General features: G+C 68.1%; 19 protein-coding genes. 11 read left to right on the plus strand and 8 right to left on the minus strand.

Translation table 11 applies throughout. From position 1 onward, the window contains the following. Positions 1–622: 622 nt before the first annotated feature. Positions 623–841: a hypothetical protein gene (locus tag EV652_RS22190; RefSeq protein ID WP_132211099.1), complete on the plus strand. Its 219-nt coding sequence runs from the start codon at positions 623–625 to the stop codon at positions 839–841. Between the two features lie 526 nt (positions 842–1,367). Here EV652_RS22190 and EV652_RS22195 read toward each other — a convergent pair. The 4 genes from EV652_RS22195 to EV652_RS22210 all read right to left on the minus strand — a co-directional run bounded on the left by EV652_RS22195 (position 1,368) and on the right by EV652_RS22210 (position 5,111). Beyond that, positions 1,368–1,982 carry a hypothetical protein gene (locus EV652_RS22195; protein WP_132211100.1) on the minus strand — a complete coding sequence of 205 codons (615 nt, stop codon included), beginning with the start codon at positions 1,980–1,982 and terminating at the stop codon, positions 1,368–1,370. Positions 1,983–2,085: 103 nt separating this feature from the next. Further along, complete coding sequence (locus tag EV652_RS22200; RefSeq protein ID WP_132211101.1) at positions 2,086–2,280, minus strand: hypothetical protein; 195 nt, start codon at positions 2,278–2,280, stop codon at positions 2,086–2,088. Further along, positions 2,277–3,593, minus strand: a complete 1,317-nt coding sequence (locus tag EV652_RS22205; RefSeq protein WP_242001915.1) for a hypothetical protein — start codon at positions 3,591–3,593, stop codon at positions 2,277–2,279. Before EV652_RS22205 ends, EV652_RS22200 begins: the two co-directional genes overlap by 4 nt. A gap of 54 nt (positions 3,594–3,647) precedes the next feature. Beyond that, positions 3,648–5,111, minus strand: coding sequence for a flavin-containing monooxygenase (locus EV652_RS22210; protein ID WP_132211102.1), 1,464 nt, complete (start codon positions 5,109–5,111; stop codon positions 3,648–3,650). Positions 5,112–5,514: 403 nt separating this feature from the next. Between EV652_RS22210 and EV652_RS22215 the strand changes: the two genes are divergently transcribed. The 4 genes from EV652_RS22215 (at position 5,515) to EV652_RS22230 (ending at position 7,646) form a co-directional block, all read left to right on the plus strand. Further along, entirely contained in the window at positions 5,515–6,129 is a 615-nt protein-coding gene (locus EV652_RS22215; RefSeq protein ID WP_132211103.1) for a TetR/AcrR family transcriptional regulator, read from the plus strand. Positions 6,130–6,433: 304 nt separating this feature from the next. Next, positions 6,434–6,895, plus strand: coding sequence for an NUDIX domain-containing protein (locus tag EV652_RS22220; RefSeq protein ID WP_199238329.1), 462 nt, complete (start codon positions 6,434–6,436; stop codon positions 6,893–6,895). A 110-nt stretch (positions 6,896–7,005) separates the two neighbouring features. Then, a complete protein-coding gene (locus EV652_RS22225; RefSeq protein ID WP_132211105.1) occupies positions 7,006–7,215 on the plus strand; it encodes a type II toxin-antitoxin system VapB family antitoxin in 210 nt (69 codons plus the stop codon). Continuing rightward, positions 7,212–7,646, plus strand: a complete 435-nt coding sequence (locus tag EV652_RS22230; RefSeq protein ID WP_132211106.1) for a PIN domain-containing protein — start codon at positions 7,212–7,214, stop codon at positions 7,644–7,646. Before EV652_RS22225 ends, EV652_RS22230 begins: the two co-directional genes overlap by 4 nt. A 124-nt stretch (positions 7,647–7,770) precedes the next feature. Here the strand turns inward: EV652_RS22230 and EV652_RS22235 are convergent, their stop codons facing one another. Further along, positions 7,771–8,556, minus strand: a complete 786-nt coding sequence (locus tag EV652_RS22235; RefSeq protein ID WP_132211107.1) for an endonuclease/exonuclease/phosphatase family protein — start codon at positions 8,554–8,556, stop codon at positions 7,771–7,773. A gap of 132 nt (positions 8,557–8,688) precedes the next feature. Here EV652_RS22235 and EV652_RS22240 point away from each other — a divergent pair, with 132 nt between their 5' ends. From EV652_RS22240 to EV652_RS22265, 6 genes are all read left to right on the plus strand, one after another. Further along, positions 8,689–9,588: an ABC transporter ATP-binding protein gene (locus EV652_RS22240; protein ID WP_132211108.1), complete on the plus strand. Its 900-nt coding sequence runs from the start codon at positions 8,689–8,691 to the stop codon at positions 9,586–9,588. Further along, the gene (locus EV652_RS22245) at positions 9,585–10,319 is read left to right on the plus strand and encodes an ABC transporter permease (RefSeq protein ID WP_132211109.1); all 735 of its coding nucleotides are present in this window, start codon (positions 9,585–9,587) and stop codon (positions 10,317–10,319) included. The genes EV652_RS22240 and EV652_RS22245 overlap by 4 nt, the downstream gene beginning before the upstream one ends. A gap of 24 nt (positions 10,320–10,343) precedes the next feature. Next, positions 10,344–11,477 (plus strand): sensor histidine kinase, encoded by a 1,134-nt coding sequence (locus tag EV652_RS22250; RefSeq protein WP_132211110.1) that lies wholly within the window; start codon positions 10,344–10,346, stop codon positions 11,475–11,477. Further along, positions 11,474–12,082, plus strand: coding sequence for a response regulator transcription factor (locus EV652_RS22255; RefSeq protein WP_132211111.1), 609 nt, complete (start codon positions 11,474–11,476; stop codon positions 12,080–12,082). Before EV652_RS22250 ends, EV652_RS22255 begins: the two co-directional genes overlap by 4 nt. 80 nt (positions 12,083–12,162) lie before the next feature. Continuing rightward, complete coding sequence (locus tag EV652_RS22260) at positions 12,163–13,260, plus strand: sulfite oxidase (RefSeq protein WP_132211112.1); 1,098 nt, start codon at positions 12,163–12,165, stop codon at positions 13,258–13,260. Between the two features lie 84 nt (positions 13,261–13,344). After that, positions 13,345–13,563 (plus strand): hypothetical protein, encoded by a 219-nt coding sequence (locus EV652_RS22265; RefSeq protein WP_132211113.1) that lies wholly within the window; start codon positions 13,345–13,347, stop codon positions 13,561–13,563. A 4-nt stretch (positions 13,564–13,567) separates the two neighbouring features. Here the strand turns inward: EV652_RS22265 and EV652_RS22270 are convergent, their stop codons facing one another. The 3 genes from EV652_RS22270 to EV652_RS22280 are packed head-to-tail and all read right to left on the minus strand — an operon-like array spanning position 13,568 to position 15,922. Continuing rightward, complete coding sequence (locus tag EV652_RS22270) at positions 13,568–15,019, minus strand: multicopper oxidase family protein (protein ID WP_132211114.1); 1,452 nt, start codon at positions 15,017–15,019, stop codon at positions 13,568–13,570. After that, the gene (locus EV652_RS22275; RefSeq protein ID WP_132211115.1) at positions 15,012–15,428 is read right to left on the minus strand and encodes a hypothetical protein; all 417 of its coding nucleotides are present in this window, start codon (positions 15,426–15,428) and stop codon (positions 15,012–15,014) included. Before EV652_RS22275 ends, EV652_RS22270 begins: the two co-directional genes overlap by 8 nt. Continuing rightward, entirely contained in the window at positions 15,425–15,922 is a 498-nt protein-coding gene (locus tag EV652_RS22280) for a DUF1707 SHOCT-like domain-containing protein (protein ID WP_132211116.1), read from the minus strand. The genes EV652_RS22275 and EV652_RS22280 overlap by 4 nt, the downstream gene beginning before the upstream one ends. Positions 15,923–16,018 lie beyond the last annotated feature (96 nt).

Consider the following 16,018-nt stretch of genomic DNA (forward strand, 5'->3'; position numbering starts at 1 on the left):
TTGCCCACTCAGAATCTCGGTGGGCAACCCCCAATCTCAGAGGCCGACCCATCGGCCGCGCCGGCCACCCCCGCCTCCGACGCCCACGTCGCCGGCCCCGCCGGCCCGGCGACGGCAACTTGAGTGGCTGGGGGAGGTGGGGTGAGCGGCGCTGGCCAGCTCGATCCGCAACCGCTGGCACCACATCTCCCCGGCACCTCCCGCCGCCACCTCCCGCCCCCGACGTGCACCCGGCCGCTCACAGGCGGTAGCCGGTGAGCGGCCTGACAACTCGGTCAGGTCCCGGCGGCAGCGTCCCTCGACTCGTCCTGGCGATACGGCCGACTAAGGACCCTCCCCCAACCCTCAGTGGTCCCCAAGGGGCAGCTAAGGGCTACGTAGGTAGGGATATCGGTAGTTTTCCGCATGTGCGCGGGCGCGGGAGTTGGGATGTTTGTACCTACCAAACCAGCTGACCCCTCACAGGCAGGACCGGAACGATGAACCGACAGATCCAGCTTCGCCGCAGACCACTGCGTACGCGCCGCACCACGAAGACCATCGACCTTCGCACCCCGTCAGGCCGGCCCCTGCCGTTCTGAGGGCACCACCCGCCCAGTCCCCCCGAGAAACCCGCACGACCATGAAGCTCAGACTGCACGTCCACCGCGCCTTCACCGGCGGCTGGTGCGCCGACATCGACGACGACAACGACCGCCAGCCCGACAACCCGTACTGGTGTGTCGACCAGTGGCCGACCCTCCACGACGCCATCACCGCCGGCTGCACCCAACTCGCCGAGTTCGCCACCAGCCACCACCTGGCCCGCGTCGACGAGCAGTACACCCTCCAGGCCGCTTGAGAGTCCGCTAAGCGGTACGGCGTACCGCCCAGCGCCAGACCGCATCAGCGAACAGGTCAGCCGGCAACCGCCGACCAACCCGCTGTCCCCCGAACTGCCGCCGGCCGACGTTGCGCCAGCCGCCTCACCTCAGCCGGACTTACGTCAAGCCGGGCATGCGTCCGCCGCCCTCGCGTCCAGCCGCCTCACCTCACCGCCCTCGCGCCAGCCGTCTGACCCAAGCCACCCTTACGTCTGCCGGGCTTGCGCCAGCCGCCCTCGCCTCAGCCGCCCTCGCGTCAGCCGGGCTTGCGTCAGCCGCCCCACCTCAGCCGCCCTTGCGTCAGCCGCCCACCTCAGCCGCCCTCGCCTCAGCCGCCCTCGCGTCAGCCGCCCTCGCGTCAGCCGGGCTTGCGTCAGCCGCCCCACCTCAGCCGCCCTTGCGTCAGCCGCCCACCTCAGCCGCCCTCGCCTCAGCCGGGCTTGCGTCAGCCGCCCTTGCGTCGGCCGACGATGTGTCGGCCGTGTCGTGTCTGCCGGCGTTCGCTCAGCCGGCCAGGTAGATCGACTGGGTGGCGCGGTTGATGACGGCGCCGAGGTCCTTGCGGTCCTTGGTGGTGCCGGCGACGGTGATCTCGATGTTCGCGGTCTTGTTACCCCAGAAGCCGATGTACCGGGTGGCGACCCAGCGGGTGGTGTTGCCGCTGCGGTAGGTGTAGACGATCGTGCTGACCGTCAGCCGGCCCTGTCCGCTGGTCGACTTCATCACCACGGTCGAGGTACCGACGACCTTCAGTCCGCGGGTGCCCTTCAGCGCGGCCTGCTTCTTCCTGAGCGCGGTCGCCGTACTGACCTTGCCGCCGGTCGTCAGGTCGAATCGGACCATCCGGTTCCGGGCCGGGTCCAGGAACCGGGCCTTACCGATGCCCAAGGCAACGTGACGCCACGTCTTCGGCAGCTCGGCGCTGGCTGGCAGCCGTCCTGGCCGAAGCAGTCGAAGTTGCGCCGGACGAAGGTGATCTTGCCCCGACTGGGTGCTCGCGGCAACGGTGTGCCCGCTCGACTGCTGGCTCGTGGTCGTGCTTGCCATGCTGGGCAGGATGCCTGCCAGCAGCAGTCCCCCGGCACCGATCGCCGCTGCCAATACTGCGCGTCGCTTCATGACGACTCCCCCTGTGATCAACGATTCCAACGATCTGAGAGATGCTGGCTCGCACCGTTTGGTTGGGCAGAGATCGAGTCGTAACAGAGTCGCCAGCGGCAGGTCAGACCTCGGCGCGTTCCCCGGTCTGCGCGTCGCGACTGGGGAGGTCACCAAGGTCTGCGTCCCAGTCGTCGTGCTCGTCGTCCAGGAGAGTTGCCTCGTTGCGGCGGGCGATGCGGATGAAGGCGATGATCAGCAGGATCGGGCCGAGCACCATCGCGGTCTCGGGGATCCCGCCCATGTGCAAGGCGATCATGATGCCGTCACCAACGCGATCCCGCCGGCGGTGAAGGCGACCATCGCGGCCAGCATCGGGTACTGCGCCCGCCGCAACTGCCGGCGCCGGAACAGCTCGGCAGCGCGATCGTGCGCGGACACGACCCCAAGTACGTGTCCGAGCACGATCGCACCGATCTGGACCCCCGCGATCACACCGGTGCCGAGGAACGCGTAGTCGATCCGCGTCCCGCCGATCCCGAGCAGATCCCACCCGCGTCCAAATGGATCGGTCGCGAGCAGCACGCCCTCCTGGCCCTGGAACATCGCGAACGAGAAGTAGTGCGCCACGGCGTACCCGATCGCGATCGGCACCAGCGAATGCACGAACGCGCCCGGCAGCCCGGCCCGCCCGACGGCGCCGGGTCGTACTCGCGCCACCCCGGTTGTCCGCGCCGCGAGTACGAAGAGCACCGACACGATCGCGACCGATGTGATCAGACCGAGCGTGTGTACGACGATATGCTGCGTCCTACTGAGGTCGCCGGTCAGCTGCGTCCACGCCGACCAACGAGAGATCCCATCGAAAGCCGTTGATCCGAGCAACAAACACAGCAAGCCGACGATGGCTGGTTCCTGCGGGATCGTCGCCAGACCGGCAAGCGGGTTCCGCAGTACCAGCTGCCCGTCGGCACGCCGGCCCAGCGGACTCAGTCGCGCGAGGACTTCGGCGTACACCTCGAAGCTGTCACCGATGCGGAACCAGGCCGGTCCATAGACGATGCCTGCGGCAACATTTGCCAGAGCGTAGCCGGTGACGAAGATCGCGACGACGAGCGGTTCGGAGCCCTCCGGGTACGCGAGCTCCAGCCAGAGGAAGCCAGCTAGCCCGGCGACGGCCGGCCAGTAGGCGATCCCGTCGGGCAGCTTCCGGTACGACGTCCTGTGCACGAGCCCGGCGATCGTGCGGAACGGGTTGGCGAGTCGCCAGATCGGGCCGCAGAGCAGCGAGAGCGGGATGATGCCGACCCAGATCCACACGTACAGCCAGGTTGGTGCCGGGTTGAGTGCCGGTGAACTGCTGCCGAACCACGCTGCACCGAGCATCAGCGCAAGCGCCGCCAACCCGGCCAGCTTGAGCACGGATCGGGTCAGTCGATTGTCGACAACCCGAGTCAGCCGGCGCAGTGACTTACCGGCAGTAACTTCGAACCGCGGCCGCGACCAGAACGCCGCCAGTGCGAAGAACGAGACAGCCACCGCGGCACCAGCGGAGTAGATCGCCAGCCACAGCGGTACCGGCAGGTCGCCGCGACCACCGATCCCGTGCAGCGGAATCAGCAGTTCCACCACGGCACCGCCTCCGATCGCCGACTATCTGACCGATCGAATGTAACACGCTCGATGTCACATAGCGAGAGTCTGATACTCCTCGGGATCGAACTGCCTGGTCAGCTGCCGGAACCGGAAGGTGAACGACGGCCAGATGGTGGTGTTGCGGCCCTCTGAGTCCAGGTACCAACTGGTGCAGCCGCCGCGGGTCCAGACCGTGTTCCGCATCGACGACCGGACGCCGTCGACGAACGCGCGCTGCACCTCCGGCCGGACCTCGACCTGCCGCAGCCCGTCAGCGTCCATCGTCTTCAGCGCATCCAGGATGTAGGCGATCTGCGACTCGATCATGAACACCATCGAGCTGTGCCCGAGCCCGGTGTTCGGGCCAATCAGCATGAAGAAGTTCGGGAAGCCGGAGACCGCCGTACCGAGATGTGCCTCCATCCCGTCCGACCAGGCCTCGCGCAGGGAGACGCCGTCCCGACCGTGGACCATGTCCATCACCGGCAGGTCGGTGACCCGGAACCCGGTGCCGTAGATGATCGTGTCGACCTCGTGCTTCACGCCGTCCTCGGTGACGATCCCGGTCGGGGTCACCTCCGCGATCCGATCAGTGATCACATCGACATTGGGCTGCGCGATCGCCGGGTAGTAGTCGTCGGAGATCAGCACGCGCTTGCAGCCGAGGGTGAAGTCCGGCGTCAGCTTGGCCCGCAGCAGCGGGTCGCGGATCTGCCGCTCGAGGTGCTTCTCGGCAACCTTCTGCGCTTGCTTCATGATCGCCGGCAACTTGGCGAAGCCAAGGACCATCGACTCACGACCCCAGTAGATACCGGCCCGGATCGCCTTCTGAGCCAGGGGAAAACGGCGGAAGACCGCCTTCTCCACCTCGGTGATTTTGCGGTCCGGCCGAGGCATCACCCATGGCGGGGTGCGCTGGAACAGGTGCAGTTCCTCGACCTCGGGCTGGATCGCGGGCACGAACTGGATCGCCGACGCACCCGTCCCGATCACCGCCACCTTGCGACCACTGAGGTCGACGTCGTGGTCCCACTGCGCCGAGTGGAAGACGTCACCCTCGAACGATTCGATCCCTTGCAGCTTCGGATACGACGGTTCCGCGAGCGGGCCCATCCCGGAGAGCAGCAACTGGGCGGTGAACTCACCCTGGCTGGTGCGGATCCGCCACTGGCCGTCCTCCCAGTCCGCCTTCTCGACCGCGTGGCCGAAGCGGATGTGCCGGCGGATCCCGAACCGGTCGGTGACGTTGCGGAGGTAGTCCTCGATCTCGGGTTGCGGCGAGAACGTCGACGACCACTCCGGGTTCGGCGCGAAGGAGAACGAGTACAGGTGCGACGGCACATCACAGCGGCAGCCCGGGTAGGTGTTGTCCCGCCAGGTCCCGCCGACGTCGTGCGCCCGCTCCAGTACGACGAAGTCGTCGTACCCGGCCTGTTTGAGCCGGATGGCCATCCCGATCCCGGCAAAACCGGTGCCGACCACGACGATCCGGTGGTGACTGCTCTCCTGCGTCATCGCGGTCCTCCAGCCTGCCGAGCGGAACTTACTCGGAGTAAGTTACTCGGAGTCAGTTAGGCTCTGCAAGGTGACCTCCCCCACGCACAACGCACGCCCAACCACAGAAACCGCCCCTCCGAAGCCGACCCCAGAGGCACCCGGACAGGCTGGCGTGTCCTCTGCAACGGGCGCGAGCGCGGGCGAGGGTGCGCGGGCCAACGCCGCACCCGGGGCGGGTGTACCGGCGGGTGGCGTCGCGCCTGTAGGTGGAGCGCCGAGCGAAGGCACGCCGGCGGGAGCCACACCCGCGGAGGCAGCCTCGGCGGGCGCCACACCTACGGAGGCAGGCGCCACACCTGGGGAGGCAGCGGCGGCGGCGGGCGTCGGACCTGGGGAGGGTGTGGCGGGTGGGGGTGTGCCGGTGAAGCGGCGGCGGGATCGGCGCGCGCGGGAACGGGAGATCTTGGAGGCGGCGGAGCGGATCTTCGGGGAGCGTGGGTATCAGGGCACGTCGATGGACGACGTGGCTGCCCAGGTCGGGGTGTCGAAGCCGCTGATCTACCAGTACTACGGCTCCAAGGACGGGCTGTTCCTCGCCTGCCTCGCTCGGCTCCGCATCCAGTTGCTCGACACGGTGTCCGACGCGGTAATGGCCGCGCCGGACGCGGAGGACGCGCTGTACGCCGGCTTCGTCGCGTGGTTCGAGTTCCTCGACGACCACCCGCAGGCGTGGTCGGTCCTGATCGACGAGGGCATGCTCGGCATGAGCCCAGCCGCCGGCCCCGCCGCCGCGGCCACCGACGAGGTCCGCGCCGCCTTCATCGAACTCATCGCCGCCATGGTCCGGATGAACCTGCCACCCGGCCGCACCGCCGACGAGGACGAGATCCAGATCGTCGCCCAATCCATCTCCGGCGCCACCGAACGCCTGGCCATCTGGCGCAGCCGCATCCCCGCACCACCCTCCCCCGAGAAGGTCGCCAGAACCCTCCAAGACCTCCTCTGGCAAGGCCTCCAAACCCTCCGCAACACCTAACCCACCCAGCCCACACGCCCGGCTATCGCACAGTCGCGAAGCCGAAGCCGACCAGCTCCGGTGCGAGGCTCGTCGGGCCGGTATCAACGTGACACCGCGATGGCGATCGAGGGCCTACTCGCGCCACTCGCCGCACTCGTCTGGGGGCCTCCTTCGTCGTCCCCCCACCCACCCTCGTTCGCGCGCGCCTGCCGTGTCCTGCTCCGGCGTCGCGCCGTACGCCGCCCACCCGCACCCACCACCGGCCACCCGCGACGCTCAGACCCCGAGCAAACTGTCGATGCTTACCGGCATGCTCGGGCCCATGTCGATTCCCAGAGCCGTCGCAGTCGTCCTCGATACCGGGAAGGTACTCGTCATCAAGCGGTACCTGCGACACCGTCAGGCCATCGACTGCGTGATGTGTGAGGCCGCCGGCGAGGTTGGGCCCGACTGCAGAGGTCATCACTACGCGGTCCTGCCCGGTGGGCATGTCGAGCCAGGCGAGACTGCGGAGGAGGCCGCTCTACGCGAGCTCGACGAAGAGACGACTCTCTCGGCCAAGATCGATCGACTGCTCTGGACCGGCTCGCACAACGGGAGGCCCGCCCACTACTTCCTGATGGCGGACGTGCAAGGTACGGCCGAGCTGTCCGGCGACGAAGCAGCTGCCAACTGTCAGGACAACAGCTTTGAACTGCTCTGGGCTGATCTGCACGCCCTTGAAGCACACCGCATCCACCCAACCGAGATCGGAGCACGCCTCCCCGACCTCATAGACGCCTGAGCTCCCCCACATAGACCGCGCTGACACGTCGGGGCCCCTCGGCAACGATTCGATGAATCTGTATATCCACCTCTGTGGGCGTATATATACGCCCAGATATCGTCGTACGCATGAAAACGGTGATCGACGTGGATGACGAGGCGCTGGCGCTGGCGGCGAAGGAGTTGGGGACAGTGACGAAGAAGGACACGGTGAACGCTGCCCTCGAGTTCGTGGCCAGACGGCGCCAACGGATCGAGGCGCTGTTGGACGACCCGTACGCGTTCGGTGTCGGTCCGGACATCGACGACCCGGAGGTCATGCGCGGGGCGCGCCGTTGAGCACGGCCCCAGTCGGCAAGCTCTACCTGGTCGACACGTCGGCACATGCGCGAAGCAAGCACCCGGCGGTTCGCTCTGTCATCGCCGGGCTGATCGTGGACCGGGCCGCCGCCACCTGTGTCACCGTCGATCTGGAGGCCGGCTACTCGGGACGGAACCAGCAGGACGTCAAGACGATCGCCGAGCGGAGACGATCGCTGTACGTGAACCTGCCGATGACGGAGTCGGTTGCCGAGCGGGCGCGCGAGGTGCAGCTCCGGATGGCGGCGCGTGGGAAGCACCGGGCTGCTGGAGTGGTCGACGTCCTGACCGCCGCCGTCGCCGAGCAGCACGGCGCGGTGGTGCTGCATTACGACGCCGACTTCGAGCACATCGCCGCCGTCACTGGACAGCCCCACCTCTGGGTCGCCCCCCGCGGTTCACTGGACTAGGCGTTACTTGGCTGAGCTAGATGGCAGGAGTGTGCCTAGTTGGTCGAGGGCGGTGTCGGCCTGGTCGAGCATGGTGGTGGCGGTTGCGGGACGACAACCAACCGTTTGAACTAAGTGCAAGACGTCAGAACCCCAGCGAACAGACCACTGCGCGGTGGTCCGACGGCGTGATGCCGTTGACCGAGTCGCCGGCTGTCGAGGCTTCGGTGACCGTGACCGGGCGGTTGAACATCCCGGGCCGGAAGTACACATGGTCGATCCGTTGCCCCAGCAACTCAGGCCCCGCTTCGGCGGGCGCGGTCACCACGGCCGGATCCCCGTCCCCGGCCACCCACGCATCGGTCAGTACGTCGGACAACGGCCGCAACAACGGGCTATCCGGCGGGGCGTTCAGATCGCCCGCGACGACAACCGGCAGCGGACCGTCCAACGCCGGATCCGTCGCCAGCGAAGCTAGCAACGCGGCCTGGGCGAGCCGATCGTCGTTGTACGCCGGGTCGTACTCGAGGCAACCCACCACGACATGCAACGAAGCGACCGGATGCGCAATCGTCGCCACGACGGCCACCGGGTCGAACGCACGATGCCGAGCAGGCATCTGCACCACGCGCCAGCCGGTGATCTCCCACCGGCTCAGCAACCCGATCCCCATCTCCACCCCGGCGTCCCGCGGGTCCCGCGCCACGTCCGTGGCCGGCGGGTACGACGGCCCGGCGTACGCACCGTGCAGGCCGAGTTCCGCGCCGAGCGCAACCACCTGATTCGTTGCCCTGGTCCCCCAAACCTCCTGTAAGGCAACGACATCCGGCGCCACTGCACGCAGGGTCTGCCCGATCACCTCGTGCCGCGCGACCCACATCGGACCGAACCGCCACCACACGTTCCACGTCATCACCCGCAGCACACCCATACCCCCGCCGTGCCCAGCCCACCGCAACCACAACCCCGAGAACCGACCCTGAATCCCGGCTGACGGATGTCATGGGTACGTCGTGACGGCCGATCCAGGGGCGGAGCGCCGTACTCGGCGAACCTTTTCGGTATGACGACACAGACTGCGGTCAGCCTGAAGGGCGTGACCAAGAAATACGGGGCGGTGCTGGCGGTCGCCGGGGTGGATCTGAGCATCCGGACCGGCGAGGTAGTGGCGTTGCTGGGTCCGAACGGGGCCGGCAAGTCGACCACGATCGAGATGCTGCTCGGCCTGGTCCGGCCGGACCAGGGCAGCGTCCAGGTGTACGGCGGTACGCCCGTCGACGCGATCGCACAGGGCCAGGTCGGGGTGATGCTGCAGAGCGGCGGCATCATCGAGGACGCCAAGGTCGGCGAGCTGGTCAACCTGGTCGCCGGGCTGCACAACGACCCGATGCCGGTCGCCGAGGCGCTCGACCGGGCCGGGATCGGCGACCTGGCGGACCGGAAGATGAAGGGGCTGTCCGGCGGGCAGAAGCAGCGGGTGCGGTTCGCGATGGCGATCATCCCGCAGCCCGACCTGATCGTGCTGGACGAGCCGACCACCGGGATGGATGTCGAGGCCCGGCGCGACTTCTGGGCGTCGATGCACGCCGAGACCGCGCGCGGCCGGACCGTCCTGTTCGCCACCCACTACCTGGAGGAGGCCGACGCGTACGCCGATCGCGTCGTGCTGATGCGCAACGGCAAGGTCGTTGCCGACGGCACCGCTGCGCAGATCAAGGCGAGCGTGTCCGGCCGCACCATCCGGGCGACCGTACCCGGTGCCGACCTGGCGACCCTTGCGTCGCTGCCCGGCGTACGCAATGTCGAGACCCGCGGCGACGTGGTGCTGCTGCAGTGTGCGGACTCCGACGACACCCTGCGCTACCTGCTGGGCAACACCCGAGCCCATGACATCGAAGTGACTTCTGCCGATCTCGAGGACGCCGTCCTGGCGATCGGTGCAGAACAGGAGACTCTGGCATGAACCGCGACTATCTGATCTTTGATATCCGTCGCACCCTGCGGAACCGGCGGGTGCTGATCTTCTCGATCCTGATGCCCCTGGTGCTGTTCGTGATCTTCGGCGTGACACTGCCGAAGGACGCCAGCGAGGGCGGGATCTCGGCGGTCGCCTACGTGATGGTGAGTATGGCGATCTTCGGCTCGATGTCCGCCGCGATGAGCAGCGGCGGCGTGATCGCGGCCGAGCGCGACGGCGGCTGGAACCGCACTCTCCGGCTCACCCCGCTGAAGCCGCAGGCCTACGTGACCACGAAGGTGATCCTGTCGCTGCTGCTCGCACTGCCGCCGTTGCTCGTGGTGTTCGTGTCCGGGATCGTCTTCGGCCACGTGCACCTGAGCGCCGACCAGTGGGCCTCGGTCGCGCTGGTGTCCTGGCTCGGGGCGCTCCCCTTCGCCGCTCTCGGCCTCGTCATCGGGTACGTCGCCAAGCCGGACAGCGTGCAGCCGATCACCGGACTGTCGACAATGCTGATCGCCGCCTTCGGCGGACTGTGGCTGCCGGTGGACCAGATGCCGTCCCTGATGAAGCACATCGCTCAGCTCACCCCGGCGTACTGGACCGGTCAGACCTCCCGCAGTGCGCTGACGCAGAGCGGTCTGGACACACACGCGCTGATGGTGGTTCTCGGGTGGACCGTCGTACTCGGCATCATCGGCCTGCGTCGGTTCCGGGCCGACACGGCCCGCGCCTGAAGTCTGTGCACTAGCGTGACGAGCGTGACGAGGACACCGACTCTGTTCGACGGCCTGGCGGAGCGTGGCTCCGCCGGGCCGCGGCGGTGGGGTTGGCTGGCGGCCGGGATCTGGCTGTTCTACCTGGTCAACGTGTTCCAGGCGATCCTCAAGCACGGCACCGGGATCGCCCAGGTGGTCGGCTTCGCCGCGCTGTTCCTCTTCGCGATCAGCTACCTCGGCTTCTTCGGCTGGCTCCGCTGGGCCGGCATGCAGGCCGGCGGGCATCCAACCTGGCAGCGCCTGGTCTACCTGGCCGGGATGCTCGGCCTGATGTTCCTGATGTTCCCGTCGGCCGGGCAACAGGCGCTGACGTGCCTGGTGTACATCGCGGCGGTCGCGATGATGTACCTGGACCTCAAGCTGGCCTTGGGGATCGCGGCCGCGCTGCTGGCCGGGGCCGAACTGTCGATGCGGGTCGTCCCCGGCTGGACCGACGACAACAGCTACGGGTTCGCGATCTTCCTCGGCACGCTGGCCGTCTTCGGGATGCGGCGGGCGATCCAGCGCAGCATCGAGCTCGCCAAGACGCGGGCGGACATGGCCGAACTGGCCGTCCAGGAGGAGCGGAACCGGTTCGCCCGGGACCTGCACGACATCCTCGGGCACTCGCTGACCGTCATCACGGTCAAAGCCGAACTGGCCGGCCGCCTGATCGCAGCCAACCCGGAGCGGGCGAGCGCGGAGGTCGCCGATGTGGAGAGTCTGGCCCGGGCGGCGCTGGCCGACGTACGGGCTGCGGTCGCGGGATATCGCGAGCTGAGTCTCGCCGGTGAGCTGGTGTCCGCGCGGGCCGCGTTGAAGGCGGCCGAGATCAAGGCCGACCTGCCGACCACGGTGGACGAGGTGCCGGAGGAGAACCGTGAGCTGTTCGCCTGGGTGGTGCGAGAGGGCGTGACGAACGTCGTACGGCATTCAGGGGCCAAGCGGTGCACGATCCGGCTGAGCGCCGCGCAGATCGAAGTGCTGGATGACGGGAAAGGACCGACACCAGGTGGTGGCGCGTCCGGTCATGGGCTGATGGGGCTGCGGGAACGGGCGGATCAGGGCGGCGCGAGCGTCCAGGTCGGCCAGTCACCTGAAGGCGGTTTCCGCCTGGCTGTAAAGGTAGGACCGTGAGTATCCGACTGCTGATCGCGGACGATCAGGCGCTGGTTCGTGGAGCGCTGGCCGCGTTGCTGGACCTCGAACCCGACCTCGAGGTGGTGTCCGAGGTCGGTCGCGGCGACGAGGTGATCGCGGCCGCTCAGGCCTCCAAGCCCGACGTCGCTCTCCTCGACGTCGAGATGCCGGGACTGGACGGGATCGAGGCGGCCGCCGCGCTGCGGGTCGCCGTACCCGGGGTGCGGATCCTGATGGTCACCACGTTCGGCCGGCCCGGGTACCTGCGGCGGGCAATGGAGGCGGGTGCGGCCGGTTTCGTCGTCAAGGACACCCCCGCGGCTCAGCTGGCAGACGCCGTACGACGGGTGCACCAGGGACTCCGCGTGGTCGACCCCTCGCTGGCCGCTGAGACGCTGGTCGCCGGTACGAGCCCGCTCACAGCCCGGGAGTCCGACGTACTGCGGGCTGCCCGAGTGGGCGGCACCGTCGCTGACATCGCCAAGGAGCTCCACCTCTCCGAAGGCACCGTCCGCAACCATCTCTCCGCCGCCATCGGCAAGACCGGCGCCCGCACCCGCGCCGAAGCCGCCAGGATTGCCCTGGACAACGGCTGGCTCTAGGTCGTGTCCGACCAGACACGACCTAACAGTGTTCTCTAGCCCGCTGGCCCACTAGGGTTGGACGAGGGGAGGGGATCACGATGTCGATCGAGCAATTCAGCGTGCGGGGGCGATTGGCGGACACCGGTGAGGGGATCACCGGGGACGAGCTGCAGCTGGCGGCGCGGAATCACGGCATGCCGCTGGAGGGGCTGCGGTACGACGTAACGCCGCCCGGACTGCACTACGTACTGGTCCACTACGACATTCCGGCCACCAACGCGTCCAACTGGTGGCTCACGATCGACGGATGCGTCGAGCAACCGTCGTCGTTCGGACTGACCGAGTTGCGGGCGATGGGCCGTCGTACTGTGCGTGTCACCTTGGAGTGCGCAGGCAACGGACGGGCCGCGTTGCAGCCGCGACCGATCAGCCAGCCGTGGCTGAACGAAGCCGTCGGTACGGCGGAATGGACCGGAGTGCTGTTGTCGGACCTGTTGCGGTCAGCGGGGATTCGCGAAGACGCGGTGGACGTCGTGTTCACCGGCGCGGACCACGGGGTCGAGCGCGGTGTCGAGCAGGACTACCAGCGGGGAATGTCGGTGACCGAGGCGATCGACTCCGGTGCGATCGTCGCCTGGGAGATGAACGGTCAGCCGTTGCCGCCGCAACACGGTTATCCGCTGCGCCTCGTCGTACCCGGGTGGTACGGGATGGCGAGTGTGAAGTGGTTGCGGTCGATCGAGCTGATCGACCACGAGTTCGACGGGTTCCAGAACGCGGTGGCGTACCGGATCCGCAAGAACGCCGAGGACCCCGGCGAGCCGGTCACCCGGATCCAGCCGCGGGCGCTGCTGATCCCGCCCGGCTATCCGGACTTCATGAGCCGTCATCGTTTCGTTGCCGCTGGCACCGTTACGTTGCAGGGCCGGGCCTGGTCCGGCTGGGCGCCGATCGAACGGGTCGAGATCAGCGTCGACGCCGGCGTCACCTGGCACCCTGCCAAACTAGATGCGGTCGGCAACGACGAGCTCGCCTGGCGGGCCTTCAGCTACGACTGGCACGCCACGCCCGGCGAGCATGTCCTCACCGTCCGCGCCCACGACGCGAGCGGCCGCGAGCAACCGATCGAGGCGGAGTGGAACCGCGGCGGCTTCGCCAACAACACCGCCCAGCGGATCACCGTCCTGGTCACCTGATCGCACCCGCGTGTCGTTCGGCGGATCCGGGCTTCGCCGGTTACATCCTGGAGACGTACACGGTCTCACTCCAGGAGTGGTGCGGTGAACGAGCTGGGCATTGAGGTACATCTGCACGCACGGGTGTTCCGTACGGCGGACGAGTGGTACGCCGATGTCGACGACGAACTCGATCCGCAGCCGGACAACCCCTTCTGGTGCGGTTCCTACGCATCCCAGCGTGCCGCGATCGACGCGGCATGCGCGCGGATCGCGGCACTGCACCTGGCCCACGCGACCCAACTCGAGGAGCAAGCGTCCTGAGCCGTCACTCCGGCTCGTTGTTCGACGGTCCACCGATGCGGTACGGCGTACTGACGCCCTCGTACATGAGGTGCGTCATCAGACCCTCGGACGCGTGCGGGAGATTGTGACAGTGGTCCATCCAGAGCCCGGGATTGTCGGCGAGAAAGGCGATCTCGTAGGTCTCGTCATTGCCGACCTCGAGCGTGTCGACCCACCAGGGTGACCCGGTCGCCGCGACACCGTTGCGCGACAACACGACCGCGTGATGCCCGTGGAGATGCATCGGATGTGCCTGACCGCTGGTGTTCGAGATCGTCATCAGTACTACGTCGCCCTCGGCAACCATGTACATCGGTACGTCGGGAAACTTGTGCCCGTTGATCGTCCACCACAACCCCGGCATACCGTCGAGGAACCCGGGCCGCCGGCCGATCCGGTACTCGAAGTTCCGATCCGCCTTCGCCGGGTCGAAGCTCAGCGCAGTCGGAGTTCCGTACGACAGCAGATCAACCGTCTCCCCCGGCAACTCTCCCGTCGGCGGGTTCGCACCGATCCCCAGCGACACCGTTGAAGCACCGGCCACCAGCCGCATCCCGTTCGCCGGCACGACAGCCTCGAGATCCACCCGAGCCCCGGCCGCCAACGGGAACGCCGCGGTCACCGGCGTCGGCGCGTGCACATCGCGCCCGTCGACAGCCACCACCTTGTACGGCGTACCGATCAGCCCGACCCGCAGGATCGCGTTGTCCGTGTTGATCACCCGCACCCGGGCCGTCGTACCAGCGGCCATCCCCACCTGCTGCGTCCCTGTCCGCCCGTTGATCGTGCGCTTCCCGTCGTACGTGTGAATAGCCGCGATGACCTCACCAGGCTGTTCGGGTGCGATCACGATCGTGCCGAAGAGGCCGCCCCTCACCTCCTCGCTGGACACCTGATGCGAGTGGTACCAGTACGTTCCCGCCTGATCGGCCTTGAAGCGGTAGACATGCTTCCCACCGATCGGTACGGCGTCCTGCGTCACGCCGGCGACACCGTCCTCGGCATTCGGTACGTCGATGCCATGCCAGTGCAGCGTCGCACCGTCGGGGACGTTGTCGTTCACCAGCGTCACCTGGACCAGGTCTCCCAGCTTCGCGCGGATCAGCGGGCCCGGCGAGGTCCCGTTGAGGGCGTAGCCGTCGACGGTCTCACCGCTGGCCAGTTGGTACTTCGACTTCCGCGCGGTCAACGTGACGTCGACATCCGGCGTACCGGTCTTCGGTCCGGTGAGATCGGCGACGCTCATCCCACCGTGATGGTGTTCGTGCCCGGCCGACACCGGTCCGCCGCCGTAGTCGGCGAACCCCATCTCCGCGGCCGAGTAGTCGTTGGGCACGAGGCTGGTCGCCCAGAGGTACCCCAGCGGTATCAACACCGCCAGGGTCACCCCCAGGGCGATCAGGCGCCCACGCAGCCGCGGTCTCGGATCAGACATTGGCCGTCTGCTGTGCCGGTGTCTCGGTCGAGCGACGGGCCGCTGCTCCCGCGACGCCGGCAATGGCCAGGCCGTTGATACCGTGCAGGACGCCGAGCGCCGGGATGCCGAACGACACCACCGCGAGGACGAACTGGATGGCGACCAGGCCGACGATGATCCCGGCCAGCGACCGCCCGCGGGGAACGTTGGTCAGGAAGGACACGATCAGCAGGACCAGCGCGAGCAGCCCGATCGCCGTACCGGCGATGCTGTGGTAGCTCTGGCCGAAGTTGCTGTAGTCCGCCCCGATCGTGACGCCGTCACCGGCGTCCTTCGACACGGTGAACCCGGCCAGCGCGATCGCCGCGACCTGGAGTACGACGGCGATCGCGATGGCCATGCTGAGGACCCGGTAGACCGTCCTCATGCCCGACGCTCCTGCCGGCGCTTACGCACGATGACCACTGCGGCCACGATCAGCAGCAGCGGCAGGATCGGCGGGTGCCCGCCACCCACCACGCAGCCGATCGACATGATCAGCGCGATCGCAGCCAACGCGATCAGCAGCGGGAACGGGACCTTCCCCAGCGGCCCTCGCGCAGCCCATGGCGGCCGCCCAGGTCCACCGCGTCCTGCCGTGCCGGCCGCGTTCTCCGGTGCGGTCCACGGTGGCTTGGTCCAGCCCCACGGCCCGCCCCAGGACTCACCGGACTCAGGCCCGGCCCGGTGTGCACCCGGCAGGTCCGAGAACAGCGCGGCCAGGTCGGCCTCGGTCTTGGCTTCCAGTGCGCGGCCGATCCGCTCGGTGTGCTCCTCGGCGGTGAGCCGGCCGGCTTCGTAGTGCTCGCCCAGACGCTTGATCGCGTCCTCGCGTTCCTTGTCGCCGATGCGGATCGGTCCGCCCGGCTTCTCCTCGCTCATGACACTCCTCGGTGGTCGCAATCTTCGACTGCACCGATCGTGTCGTCCGGACCCCCTTCTCCGCGTCGCCTCGGCGGCGACACCTCACCTACCCCC

Source organism: Kribbella steppae, assembly GCF_004342025.1.
GTDB classification, from domain to species: Bacteria; Actinomycetota; Actinomycetes; order Propionibacteriales; family Kribbellaceae; genus Kribbella; species Kribbella steppae.